The 12,675-nt window shown below is 63.9% G+C and carries 11 protein-coding genes; 5 read left to right on the top strand and 6 right to left on the bottom strand.

Features of this window, described 5'->3' with window-relative positions:
• Positions 1-61: 61 nt before the first annotated feature.
• Positions 62-889 (top strand): phosphonoacetaldehyde hydrolase, encoded by an 828-nt coding sequence (gene phnX / locus AC07VU_RS10785; RefSeq protein WP_495029846.1) that lies wholly within the window; start codon positions 62-64, stop codon positions 887-889.
• Between the two features lie 169 nt (positions 890-1,058).
• Positions 1,059-1,607 carry a cytochrome b gene (locus tag AC07VU_RS10780; protein ID WP_274304057.1) on the top strand — a complete coding sequence of 183 codons (549 nt, stop codon included), beginning with the start codon at positions 1,059-1,061 and terminating at the stop codon, positions 1,605-1,607.
• Here the strand turns inward: AC07VU_RS10780 and AC07VU_RS10775 are convergent.
• Both AC07VU_RS10775 and AC07VU_RS10770 read right to left on the bottom strand, forming a co-directional pair.
• On the bottom strand, positions 1,604-2,539 hold the full coding sequence (locus tag AC07VU_RS10775) for a 1-aminocyclopropane-1-carboxylate deaminase/D-cysteine desulfhydrase (RefSeq protein ID WP_495029845.1): 936 nt from the start codon (positions 2,537-2,539) through the stop codon (positions 1,604-1,606). The genes AC07VU_RS10780 and AC07VU_RS10775 overlap by 4 nt on opposite strands.
• Before the next feature lie 204 nt (positions 2,540-2,743).
• The gene (locus tag AC07VU_RS10770) at positions 2,744-4,783 is read right to left on the bottom strand and encodes an oxidoreductase (RefSeq protein ID WP_495029844.1); all 2,040 of its coding nucleotides are present in this window, start codon (positions 4,781-4,783) and stop codon (positions 2,744-2,746) included.
• A 211-nt stretch (positions 4,784-4,994) separates the two neighbouring features.
• On the opposite strand from AC07VU_RS10770, the gene AC07VU_RS10765 reads away from it, so the two are divergent.
• Both AC07VU_RS10765 and AC07VU_RS10760 read left to right on the top strand, forming a co-directional pair.
• The gene (locus AC07VU_RS10765) at positions 4,995-6,125 is read left to right on the top strand and encodes a carbon-nitrogen hydrolase family protein (RefSeq protein WP_495029843.1); all 1,131 of its coding nucleotides are present in this window, start codon (positions 4,995-4,997) and stop codon (positions 6,123-6,125) included.
• A gap of 4 nt (positions 6,126-6,129) precedes the next feature.
• Positions 6,130-7,167, top strand: a complete 1,038-nt coding sequence (locus AC07VU_RS10760) for an AraC family transcriptional regulator (RefSeq protein WP_007927193.1) — start codon at positions 6,130-6,132, stop codon at positions 7,165-7,167.
• Positions 7,168-7,184: 17 nt separating this feature from the next.
• On the opposite strand, the gene AC07VU_RS10755 is transcribed toward AC07VU_RS10760, so the two are convergent.
• The 3 genes from AC07VU_RS10755 to AC07VU_RS10745 form a co-directional block, all read right to left on the bottom strand.
• A complete protein-coding gene (locus AC07VU_RS10755) occupies positions 7,185-7,382 on the bottom strand; it encodes a hypothetical protein (protein WP_125738070.1) in 198 nt (65 codons plus the stop codon).
• A gap of 128 nt (positions 7,383-7,510) precedes the next feature.
• Complete coding sequence (locus AC07VU_RS10750) at positions 7,511-8,368, bottom strand: DUF2242 domain-containing protein (protein WP_495029842.1); 858 nt, start codon at positions 8,366-8,368, stop codon at positions 7,511-7,513.
• A gap of 91 nt (positions 8,369-8,459) precedes the next feature.
• Entirely contained in the window at positions 8,460-9,359 is a 900-nt protein-coding gene (locus AC07VU_RS10745; protein WP_495029841.1) for a LysR family transcriptional regulator, read from the bottom strand.
• A gap of 125 nt (positions 9,360-9,484) precedes the next feature.
• On the opposite strand from AC07VU_RS10745, the gene AC07VU_RS10740 reads away from it, so the two are divergent.
• Positions 9,485-10,690: an MFS transporter gene (locus AC07VU_RS10740; protein ID WP_274304064.1), complete on the top strand. Its 1,206-nt coding sequence runs from the start codon at positions 9,485-9,487 to the stop codon at positions 10,688-10,690.
• 55 nt (positions 10,691-10,745) lie between these two features.
• Here the strand turns inward: AC07VU_RS10740 and AC07VU_RS10735 are convergent, their stop codons facing one another.
• The gene (locus tag AC07VU_RS10735; RefSeq protein ID WP_457274360.1) at positions 10,746-12,617 is read right to left on the bottom strand and encodes a SurA N-terminal domain-containing protein; all 1,872 of its coding nucleotides are present in this window, start codon (positions 12,615-12,617) and stop codon (positions 10,746-10,748) included.
• Between the last annotated feature and the right edge of the window lie 58 nt (positions 12,618-12,675).

Here is a 12,675-nt window from a genome sequence, read left to right as displayed (position 1 = left end):
GACGGCGCGGCCCCCCAACTTTTTTCGCGAGCAAGCTCGCTCCTACACGGGTTTTCCAGACATGCACTACAACACCCCCAACCAGCTGCAAGCCGCCATCCTCGACTGGGCCGGCACCGTGGTCGATTTTGGCTCCTTCGCCCCGACCCAGATCTTCGTCGAAGCCTTCGCCGAGTTCGATGTGCAGGTCTCCATCGAAGAAGCCCGCGGCCCGATGGGCATGGGCAAGTGGGACCATATCCGCACCCTGTGCGACCTGCCGCAGGTTGCCGAGCGTTATCGCCAGGTGTTCGGCCGCACCCCGACCGACGAGGATGTCACCGCCATCTACCAGCGCTTCATGCCGCTGCAGATCGAAAAGATCGCCGAACATTCGGCGCTGATTCCCGGCGCCCTGGAGACCATCGCCAACCTGCGCCAGCAAGGCATAAAGATCGGCTCCTGCTCCGGCTACCCGAAGCAGGTCATGGACAAGGTGGTGGAACTGGCCGCGACCCATGGCTACGTCGCCGACCATGTGGTGGCCACCGATGAAGTACCGAACGGCCGCCCATGGCCGGCCCAGGCCCTGGCCAACGTGATCGCCCTGGGGATCGACGATGTCGCCGCCTGCGTGAAGATCGACGACACCGTGCCGGGCATTCTCGAAGGCCGTCGCGCCGGCATGTGGACCGTGGCCCTGATCTGCTCCGGCAATGCCCTGGGGCTGACCTACGAAGGTTATCGCGCCCTGGGCAGCGACACCCTGGCCAGCGAGCGCCAGCGCATCCACGCGTTGTTCGAAGGCTCGCGCCCGCACTACATGATCGACACCATCAGCGACCTGCCGCAGGTGATCGCCGACATCAACCAGCGCCTGGCCAACGGCGAGATGCCGCAAAGCAGCTGATCGGCCACTTGCCCCCCAACGGCAGCCCCGATCCGCGGCTGCCGTTTTTTTTCCGCTACCCGCTCAAACCGCGCATTTGCCCCGGGCAGAGCCTCGGAAACAGGATTACAGTTACAGCACTCCGTCGTTAAGAACGGAGACAACTGACCTGATGAACGAGGAAGGATCTATGCCCTGGAAGAACTCCGACAGCCGTTACAGTACGGTGTCGATTGCATTGCATTGGCTGATGCTGGTGTTGTTGATCGCGGTGTACGCCTGCATCGAACTGCGCGGCATTTTCCCCAAGGGCAGCGGTGGCCGGACGCTGATCAAGGAAGCGCACTTCATGCTCGGCCTGACCGTGTTCGTGCTGGTCTGGCTACGCCTGTTCGCCCGCAGCCTGGGGGTGGCGCCGAAGATCCTGCCGACCCCGCCGAGCTGGCAGACGATCCTGGCCAAGCTGATGCACTGGGCCCTGTACCTGTTCATGATCGCCATGCCGATCCTCGGCTGGCTGATCACCAGCGCCGAAGGCCATCAGGTGATGTTCTACGGCATCGACCTGCCGCTGCTGGTGGCTGAAGACAAGCAGTTCGCCAAGCAGGTCGAAGGCTGGCACGGGCTGCTAGGCACCGTCGGCTACTGGCTGATCGGGTTGCATGCGGTGGCCGGGCTCTATCACCACTACTTTATGCGCGACAACACCCTGCAACGCATGCTGCCCAAGCGCGGCTAAGGCTGCGCCGGCGCGGCGAACCCCCGGCGGCCCTGCAAGCCGCCGGTATGCACGAAGACCAGGCGGCTGCCGGCGGCAAACCGCCCGGCCTCGACCTGTTGCTTGAGGGCCAGCAAGGCCTTGCCGGTGTACAGCGGCTCCAGGGGGATGCCGCTGTGCCGTTCGCTCTCCTCGATAAATTCCAGCAGCAGCGGGTCGACCTTGGCGAAACCGCCACGACTGCCGTCGAGCAGTTCATAGCGCGCAGCCTGCAGCCCCGCCTCCCGCACAATCGCCGCCACCTGTTGCGCGACGCCATGATCGTCCGGCACCGCCAAGGCGCCATACACCGGGTGGGCGCCAGCCTCCCCCAGCACCAGCCCGGCCAGGGTGGTACCGGTGCCGGCGGCCAGCCACCAGCCGTGATAGTCGTCCCAACCCATGGCATCCAGCTGGCTGCGCAGCTGGTTCACCAGGGGCATGCAGCCGGTCGCCCCGAGCAGGCCGCCACCGCCCTCCGCCACCGGGAACAGCCCGGGGTACTGCGCCTGCCAGGGTTGCCAGAAATCAGGCTCATGCCGCGCCCGGTAGCCGGCGTAACCGAGCCAGTGCAGCTGCATGCCAAAGCCTTGCAGGTCGAGCACGGTGGGCGTGTCCTGCGGATGGCCGCGCAGCAACCCCACGGTGGCGAAACCAAAACGCTTGCCGGCGGCCGCCAGCGCGTGCAGGTGATTGGAGTGCGCGCCGCCCAGGCTGATGATGCCCCGAGCGCCGGCTTGGCTCGCCGCCGCCAGATGCGGGGCGAGCTTGAACCACTTGTTGCCGGAGATCAGCGGGTCGATCTGGTCCAGGCGCAAGACCGCCACCTCGACCCCGGCCTCGGTCAGCCAGTCGAGGTCCAGGGGTTGCAAGGGTGCGCTGGGCAGCCAGTCGAAGGAAGCAGGAAACGCCATGGATGGGGAGGTTTGGAAGGAGTGAGGCGGGAGTCTATCAGCAAAACCGCGGAGTCCCTGATAGCGGGTCCTGCGGCCCCGATCGCAGGCTTCGCCAGCGACTACCTGATCCCCGGTGTAACCGCTGGCGCAGGCTGCGATCGGCCACGCAGCGGACGTAATCAGGCCACCGCGCTCGTCGCGGTGGCCATGATTAGCGGCGGATCAGAGTTCGGCGGCCAGGCGCGAGCCCTGGTTGATCGCGCGCTTGGCGTCCAGCTCGGCGGCCACGTCGGCGCCACCGATCAAGTGCACGTTCTGCCCGGCGGCCACCAGGCCTTCGTGCAGTTCGCGCAGCGGGTCCTGGCCGGCGCAGATCACGATGTTGTCCACCGGCAAGACCTGCGGTTCGCCACTCTCGCCGATGCGGATGTGCAGGCCGGCGTCGTCGATCTTCAGGTATTCGACGCTGTTGAGCATCTGCACCTGCTTGTTCTTCAGGCCGGTGCGGTGGATCCAGCCGGTGGTCTTGCCCAGGCCGTCGCCGACCTTGGAGGTCTTGCGCTGCAGCAGGAACACCTGGCGCGCCGGGGCATGACGCTCGGGCTTGATGCCGGCGACGCCACCACGGGCCTCCAGGTGCGTATCGATGCCCCACTCCTTCCAGAACGCTTCACGGTCCTGGCTGGTGGCCACGCCCTGATGCACGAGGAACTCGGAGACGTCGAAGCCGATGCCGCCAGCCCCGATCACCGCCACTTTCTGGCCCACCGGCTTGCGCTGCAAGAGCACGTCCAGGTAGCTCAGGACCTTGGCGTTGTCGACGCCCGGGATTGCCGGTGTGCGCGGGGCGATACCGGTGGCCAGGATGATTTCGTCATAGCCGCCGGCCACCAGTTGCTCGACATCGACCCGGCGGTTCAGGCACAGCTCGACGTGGGTGGTCTGCAGTTTGCGCTTGAAGTAGCGCAGGGTTTCGAAGAACTCTTCCTTGCCCGGCACGCGCTTGGCGACATTGAACTGGCCGCCGATTTCGCTGGCCGAATCGAAGAGCGTCACCTGATGGCCACGCTCGGCCGCCACGGTCGCGGCTGACAGCCCAGCGGGGCCGGCGCCGACCACAGCGATCTTCTTGATCTGCTGCACCGGCAAATAGTTGAGCTCGGTCTCGTGGCAGGCCCGCGGGTTGACCAGGCAGCTGGTGAGCTTGCCGCCAAAGGTGTGGTCCAGGCAGGCCTGGTTGCAGCCGATGCAGGTATTGATTTCGTCGCCACGCCCCGCGGCCGCCTTGTTGACGAACTCCGGGTCGGCGAGGAACGGCCGCGCCATGGAAACCATGTCGGCGTCGCCTTCGGCGAGGATCTGCTCGGCGACTTCCGGGGTGTTGATGCGGTTGGTGGTGATCAGCGGGATCGATACCGAACCGCGCAGCTTGGCCGTGACCTTGCTGAAGGCGGCACGCGGCACCTTGGTGGCGATGGTCGGGATCCGCGCTTCGTGCCAGCCGATCCCGGTATTGATGAGGGTCGCGCCGGCCTGCTCGATGGCCTGGGCCAGTTGCACGATTTCTTCCCAGGTACTGCCGCCTTCCACCAGGTCGAGCATCGACAGGCGGAAGATGATGATGAAGTTCGGGCCTACCGCTTCGCGCACGCGGCGGACGATTTCCACCGGCAGGCGCATGCGGTTTTCGTAGCTGCCGCCCCAGCGGTCGGTCCGGTGGTTGGTGTGCGCGGCGAGAAACTGGTTAATGAAGTAGCCCTCGGAACCCATGATCTCGACGCCGTCGTACTCGGCCTGCTGCGCCAAGGTGGAGCAGGTGACGAAGTCGCGGATCTGTTTCTCGATGCCTTCTTCGTCCAGCTCCTTGGGCTTGAACGGGTTGATCGGCGCCTGGATCGCGCTCGGTGCCACCTGTTTCGGGCTGTAGGCATAACGCCCGGCGTGGAGGATCTGCATGCAGATCTTGCCGCCCGCCTCGTGGACCGCGCGGGTGACGACGCGGTGCTTGAGCGCTTCTTCCTCGGTGGTCAGCTTGGCCGCGCCGGAGTACACGCCGCCTTCGTCATTGGGGCCGATGCCGCCGGTGACCATCAAGCCGACGCCGCCGCGGGCGCGCTCGGCGAAGTAGGCGGCCATGCGCTCGAAGCCACCGGGCTTTTCTTCCAGGCCGGTGTGCATCGAGCCCATCAGGGTACGGTTGCGCAGGGTGGTAAAGCCCAGGTCCAGCGGGGCCAGCAAATGCGGGTAGTGAGCGGCGGCCATCGGTAACTCCACATCGAACGATCACGGAAAAAATGCGGAAGCTCTGCGGCCTCCGTCGGTCATGTTCGACAGACTAAGAGCAGCCCCCAAGGCGCTCAATGACCGTAACTGACAACTTATTGATCCAAATGCGCAGCCCGGCCTTGGCAATCGCGGACATGGGCCCTACCCTAGTCAGCGAATCCCGCACACGGCTGCCGACTGTCTTCCCATGCGCAAACTTCTGTATTTCACCTTCACCCTGGCCCTGATTGCCGCCCTGACCAGCTACGCCTTGTGGACCCGCGAGCGGCCGATCGGTCACTACCTTTCCGACCTGCGCATCCAGCTCGCGGTGGACCAGGGCACTCCCGCCGATCACGGCAATCTGCTGGGCATCCAGCCCGAGCTGTTCCCCACCGATTACCAGAGCCCCGAGCGCCTGCACCGCAAGCTTGCGGCCTACCTGCAGCAGGCCCGGGACCAGGGACTGTTGAATGAAAAGACTGTGGTGGTGCTGCCGGAGCACATTGGCACCTGGCTAATGGTCAGCGGCGAGAAAAACGAGCTGTACCAGGCCGCCAGCCTGAAAGAGGCGATGAACTGGCTGGCGGTGAGCAACCCACTGCCCTTCCTGCGCGCGCTGATCACCGCCAAGGGTGACAATCGCCTGGACGACGCGCACCTGCGGATGAAGGCCAGGAGCATGGCCGATCAATACCAGCGGCTGTTCGGCGGCCTGGCCAAGGAATTTGGTATCACCCTGGTGGCCGGCTCCATTGTCCTGCCCGAGCCGGTGATCGAAGGCAGCAACCTGCGCATCGGCAGCGGCGCGCTGTACAACACCACCCTGGTCTTCGGCAGCGACGGCCTGCCGATCGGCCAACCGCAACGCCAGCTGTACCCGACCTTCGACGAACGCGGTTTTATCCAGGCCAGCACCGACCAGGCTGTCCAGGTGGTCGACACCCCGGCCGGCCGCCTGGGTGTGCTGATCGGCAGCGACAGCTGGTACCCGGACAACTACCGCAAGCTCAACGCCCAGGGCGCGCAACTGGTGGCGGTCCCGGCCTTCGTCATGGACCGCGGCGCCTGGGACCGGCCGTGGCGTGGCTACAAGAATCTCTCGACCCCGAGCGAGGTCAGCCTCAAGCCGGAAGAAGTCAGCGAAGGCGAAGCCTGGCGCCGCCTGACCCTGACCAGCCGCGCGCCCAGCAGCCTGGCCAGCGCCGGTGTCAGCGTGTTTCTGCGCGGCCAGTTCTGGGATCAGGGCAGCGCCGGGCAAAGCTTCATCAACAGCAACGGCGAGCACTTCGCCGATGGCGATGCCCGTGGCGCGCGCTTGCTGAATATCTGGTTGTAAATCCATGAAGCCCCAGCCGATGCGCCTCGGAGACCTGTCGGTGGGCTTCGTCCATAGCCTGGCGGACGCCGTGCGCAGCCATGGCCTCGACCCGCAGCCGCTGCTGGAACAATACGGACTGGATACCGCACGCCTGGCCGAGGCCGGAGCGCGGCTGTCGATTCCCCGTTACATGCGCCTGGGCCACGCGGCGATTCAACTGACCGGCGATCCGGCGCTGGGGCTGCGCATGGGCCAGCTCAGCCGCCTGAGCCAGGCCGGGCTGGCGGGCGTCACCGCCGCCCAGGCGCCGACCGTACGTGAAGCTGCGCGATGCCTGACCCGCTTCGAGGCTCTGTATGGCTCGAACTATCGCGGCCAGTCGAGCTTCCACGAAGACGCCGACGGCGCCTGGCTGCGCTTCTACTCCATCAGCCCCTATAACGCTTACAACCGCTTTGTGGTGGATTCGATCCTGGCCGGCTGGCTCCAGCAACTGGGCAGCCTCGGTTTACCGGTCAAGGCCGAACGCATCGAGATCGAGTTTGCCCAGACCGATTACCGCGAACGCTACACCAGCCTGGGGGATTGCCCGATCCAGTTCGGCGCCGAGCACAATCAGCTGCGCCTGAGCCAGGCCACCCTGGCCCAGCGCAATGTCGAGCACTGCCCCAGTACCTGGCGCCATCTGCTGCAACTGTGTGAACGGGAACTGGAGCAACTGACCCGTACCCGCAGCCTGCGTGAACGCATCACTCAGTTGCTGGGGCCTTTGCTCAATGGTGGCCGGGAGCCCGACCTGGAAGAAGTGGCGGCACGCCTGAAGCTGCCAACCTGGACCTTGCGCCGCAAACTGGCCGAGGAAGGCACGCAGTTTCGCGCCATTCTCAACGACACCCGTCGCGACCTGGCCATGACCTACATTCGCGATACCGAACTGGCCTTCGGGGAAATTGCCTATCTGTTGGGGTTTGCCTCAGCCGAGGCCTTTCAACGCGCCTTCAAGCGCTGGAGCGGCCAGACACCGGGTGAATTTCGTCGCAGCCACCGGCAGTCCGCCTAAAAAAAACGCCACCGGCGTTACAGCTCGGTGGCGTCTTCTGCGGGTTCCAGCGGGTCCAGTTCGAAAGCCTGGAATTCCAGCAGTTCTTCTTGGTAATCGTCCATGGCGGACTCCTTGTGTGTGGGGTGTAGGTAATCTGCTCGCTGAGTAGTCTTCTTACTGACCTTGGCCACCAGCATAAAGTGCCGGTATGACAGAAAAAATACCGTGCGCAATCTGCGTCCCTCAAATGGAACGTAGCAGCTGGCAACGGATTTACCGTGGGCTGGCAAAGATATTTTCAGAGAGGCTCGGCAACCGCGGGATCGACATCTGGGTCGATCTCGCAGCTATCCGCAGATGCTTACTGTGGCAGCGCCGGAATCGGCTCTGTCGGGGCCGGTAAGGTGCTGGCGGGAGGCGGGGTAACGATTTCGGTGGGCGGCGTCGGCTCGGCAGGTGTGCTCGGCGCAATGGGCGCCGCTTCCGCCGGTGGTGCCAGCGGTTGCGAGAGGTTCGATTCGGCTGGCGCAACCGGAGGGGTGGCCGGAGTCGGCTCGGCAGCCGGTGCAACAGGCGCCGGTTGGGGCGTCACTGGGGCCGGGGCCGGCGCTGCGGCAGGCTCAGCGGGCTTGGGTTCGGGCACGCCCAGATCGGTCTTGGGTTTCTCGATGATGTGCGCGGCCTTTTTCGCTTCCTGCGGCAGGAACAGCTCCACCAGGGCGAAATAACGCTCGTAGAACTTCGCCGAGGAAACCGTCTCGCTGGCGACCTTGACCATCGAGTCGTCGGTCGAGCCGATCGGCATCGACACCGAACCCAGCACACCCACCCCCAGGCTTGCCGAGTTGTTGACCTTCTTCAGGGCATAACGGTCTTGCAGGGCGTTGGCGAACACCGTGGAACGGTGGCCGGTGTTGCCATCCTGGGCGCACACCACGCTGAAGCTGATCTCCATGTGGGTTTCGCCGGTCTGCTGGAAGCTCTTGTGACCACTGACCAGCTTCGGATCGCTGCTGGTGATGATGTAGCCCTGGCTGAGCAAGGCGCGACGGGCGGCCTCGCAGGACGCCGTCTCATTCACCGGGTAATTGCGCGAAAAAGTGCCAGAGTCATCGAAGTTTTCATGCTCGTAAATGGCGGTCTTCTGCGACGAACAACCGGCGACGGCCGCCAGCAGCAGCGTCAACCCGGCAGCACGCAGGTGAAATGATCTATGCATCGAAAATCCTGAGGAAAACGGTCCGGGGCGTATTGTGCAACAGTTCGACGCCACTGGGCGCACGGATTAGTGTCTTAAAATTAATACATGGTTACTGACCACGGTTTGCCGGAAAAAGTCGCGCACACAGATGATCGATGAACACCCGCAGCTTGGCGGCGGTGTGTCGGCTCGCAGGCCAGAGCAGCCAGAAGGTGCCGCGGTGTTCCAGATGCTCATCGAGCACCTGCTGCAACTCGCCCCGTGCAACCGCCTCACGCACCATGAAATCGGGCAGGCAGGCGATCCCCAGCCCACTGCGCACGGCGTGGTCCACCGCTTCGATAGAGGTACTGACAAAACGCGCCGGCAACAGCGGCTCCGGGGCATCGACCGCCCGTCGCAGCGGCCAATGCTCGAATTTGCCGGTGTTATGGAAGGTATGCCGCAAGCACCCGTGGTTAGCCAGGTCCGCGGGGGCCTGCGGAACGCCGCGCTCGCGAAAGTACCCAGGCGTGCCCACCAGCACCAGGCGGAACTGGCCCAGCGACCGGGCCATCAGCCGCGAGTCGCCGGGGCTGCCGGTCCGTATCACGGCATCGAAGCCCTCCTCCACGACATCCACTATGCGGTCCGTCAGCTCGATATCCAGTTCGATCTGCGGATAACGCTGCATGAACTCCACCAATACCGGCATCACCAGGCCGTGAACCTGCGGCAGGCTGACTCGCAACTTGCCCCGCGGGGCACTGGAAGACTTGCACAGATCGAATTCGGCTGCCTCGGCCTCGGCGACAATTCTGCGGCAGCGCTCGAGAAAACTCGCGCCTTCGGCGGTCAGGGTGATGCTGCGGGTACTGCGATGGAACAGCCGGGTCTCCAGGCGCTCCTCGAGCCGCGCGATGCTCTTGCCGACAGCCGACGAGGATACCCCCAACAACCGCCCCGCCTCGGTGAAACTGCGGGTTTTCGCCACATGCAGGAAGACCGAGATATTGCTCAACCAGTCCATCGCCGACCTCACCATTACGGACACAGATGTCCGATAAGTTCGGAACCTTAGCCTATTTTTCTCTTTACCACAGCGCCCTACCCTCAGCCTCCCTACTTCTTGAAACCTGTAGCGAGCCTGACACCATGACCAAACCTCTTGGCACCGCCGACCTGCTGGACATCGAGTCCAGGCGTCGCGACCGACTTCCACTGGGTGGCCTGCTGGCGCTGGCGACCGCCGGCTTCATCACCATTCTTACCGAGGCCATGCCCGCGGGCCTGCTGCCGCAGATGAGCCAGGACCTGGCGGTGTCCCCGGCGCTGGTCGGCCAACTGGTCACCCTGTACGCCATTGGCTCACTGCTGGCGGCGATCCCGTTGGTGATCCTCACCCAAGGCTGGCGCCGCCGCCCCTTGCTGATGATCGCAATCGGCGGCTTTGCCCTGGTCAACAGTGTCACCGCGATCTCCACCAACTACAGCCTGACCCTGGTCGCCCGCTTGTTCGCCGGGGTATTTGCCGGGCTGCTCTGGGCCCTGCTGGCCGGCTACGCAAGCCGCATGGTCGCACCGCACCTACAGGGGCGGGCCATCGCCGTGGCCATGCTTGGCGCACCACTGGCACTGTCCCTGGGGATCCCCGCGGGCACACTGCTCGGCACGCTGGTGGGCTGGCGGGTGAGCTTTGCCCTGATGACTCTGCTGACGCTGTTGTTGCTCGGCTGGGTGCGCTGGCAGGTGCCGGACTTTCCCGGCCAGCGCGCCGACAAACGCTTGCCGCTCACGGACGTGTTCGCTTTGCCCGGGGTCAAGCCGGTGTTGTTCGTGACCTTCGCTTATGTTCTGGGCCACAACATCCTGTACACCTATATCGCACCGTTTCTGGAGCCGGCCGGCATCGGCGGGCAAATTGACCGGGTACTGCTGACGTTCGGCCTGAGCGCACTGCTGAGCATCTGGATCGTCGGCCTGCTGATCGATCGCTGGTTGCGTCAACTGGTACTGGTCAGTTGCGTCCTGTTCGCTCTTTCGGCGCTGCTGCTGGCGTTCCAGGCCGATACGCCGATGGCGGTCTATGCCTCGATAGCCCTCTGGGGATTGTCGTTCGGAGGCCTGGCCACGTTGCTGCAAACCGCGCTAGCCAAGGCTGCCGGGAGCGCTGCCGATGCCGCGCAGTCGATGCTGGTGACCGCCTGGAACCTGGCGATCGCCGGGGGCGGGCTGGTGGGTGGCGTGCTGCTGGAAGGTCCGGGCGTATTGTCGTTTCCCTGGGTGATCGTCGGCCTGTTGCTGGTTTGCCTGCTGGTGGCCATGAACGCCCGACGCCATGGGTTTCCCGCCATACGCTGAAAACAAAAACCCCGGCGCGTTGGCCGGGGTTCCTGTTTGTTACTTCAGTCGGGCATCAGAAGCGCTTGATGTCAGCCTGGTTTTCCAACTGCTTGCGGTACGCGGCGAAGTCTTGCTGACCCACACGCGACGCGAGGAAGCGACGGTACTGAGCCTTCTCTTCATCAGTTGGAGCAGCGGCTTCGTTCACACCACTCAGTTGCAAGACCACCAGGCTGCCGTTCGGCAGCGTCACGCTGCTGAAGGTCGGCTTGTCCTTGGCCGCTGGCTTGGCCATGCGGAACAGGGTCTGCAGCACGATTGGCTCGACGCCTTCCTGGCCGCGGGTCACCGCTTCGGAAACCTTCCAGCTCTGACCGTCGACAGGCGCCTTCAGCGCAGTCTTGCCTTCACGCAAGCTGGCGATCAAGGCATCGGCCTTGGCCTTGGCGGCAGCACTGGCGTGCTCCTTGGCCAATTGCGTGCGGATGCTGCTGGCGACGCTTTCCAACGGCAGCTGCTCTGGCTTGCGGTGCTCTTTGGCGCGCAGGACCACTACCGTTTCCGGGTCCAGCTCGATAGCGGTGCTGTTGGCACCCTCATCCAGCACTTCAGGGCTGAAAGCAGCCTGAATCACGGCGCGGTTGGCGGCGATGCCCTCGCCCCCTTCACGCCCGAACGGTGCGGAAGTGTGTACGGTCAGTTTCAGCTCTTGAGCCGGCTGGGCCAGGTCCGAGGCTTCGAACGAGGAGTCTTCCAGCTGCTTGGTCGCCTCGACAAAACGTTGCTCGACCTGCTGGGTTTTCAGCTCGCGGGTCAGCTTGTCTTTCAGGCTGGCGAAACTTGGCACTTCAGGTGCCTCGACGCCCAGCAGCTTGATCAGGTGGAAACCGAAACCGGTGCGTACCGGTGCCGATACCTGGTCCTTGTTCAAGGCGTACAGCGCTTCCTCGAAGGCCGGGTCATAGACGCCAGGGCCGGCATAACCGAGGTCACCACCGTTGTTCGCCGAACCCGGATCCTGGGAGAACTCCTTGGCCAGCGCCTCGAAGCTTTCGCCCTTGGCCAGGCGCGCCTGGATCTCTTCGATCTTGGCCTTGGCCTGCGCTTCGTTCACCTTGTCGTTCACTTCGATCAGGATGTGCGCGGCACGACGCTGCTCGGACAGGTTGGCGGTTTCTTTCTGATACAACGCCTGCAGCTCTTCGTCCTTGACGCTGACCTGATCGAAGAAGGAAGCCTTCTTCAACTCCAGATAGTCGATAACCACCTGGTCCGGCGACATGAATTCCTTGGCATGTTCGTCGTAGTAAGCCTTGACCTCATCGTCGGTCAGCTTGACTGCCGCAGGGTCGGCCTTGATGGTCAGGGAAGCGTAATCGCGGGTCTGCTTTTCCAGACGAGCGAAGGCCAGCACCTGGGCATCGGTCACGAAACCGCTGCCAGCCAGACCGGCGCGTACCTGGCCGATCAGCATTTCCTGAGCCAGCATCTGACGGAACTGCATCCGGCTATAACCCAGCTGACGGATCACCTGGTCGAAACGCTCAGGGCTGAACTTGCCGTCCACCAGGAATTCCGGCGTTTGCAGGATCACCTGATCCAGAGCGGCGTCAGAGAAAGCGAACTTGGAGTTTTCCGCGCCTTGCAGCAGTAGCTTGCGGTCGATCAGACCTTTGAGAGCGGCTTCACGCAGCAGCTTCTCGTCGAGCAAGGAAGCGTCGAAATCCTTGCCCAGTTGTTGCATGAGCTGACGGCGTTGCATATCAACCGCCTGGCTCAGCTCATTCTGGGTGATTTCTTCGCCATTGACCTTGGCCGCGTCCTGACTGGTGGAAGTGGCTTGAAAAATGGCATCGAAACCGGTCAGCGCCATCAGTGCGACGATGACCCCGATAATGGTCTTGGCAATCCAGCCTTGTGAATTGTCCCTGATATTCTGCAGCATGCGTCCCCCAGAAACGGTTGTACTTCAAATTAAGCAACCGTGGAGCGTGGGTAGAGTC

It is taken from the genome of Pseudomonas sp. GW821-FHT02B10, from assembly GCF_059421865.1.
The sequence above is the reverse complement of the archived record's forward strand: the minus strand, read 5'-3'. Positions and strand labels throughout refer to the sequence as shown.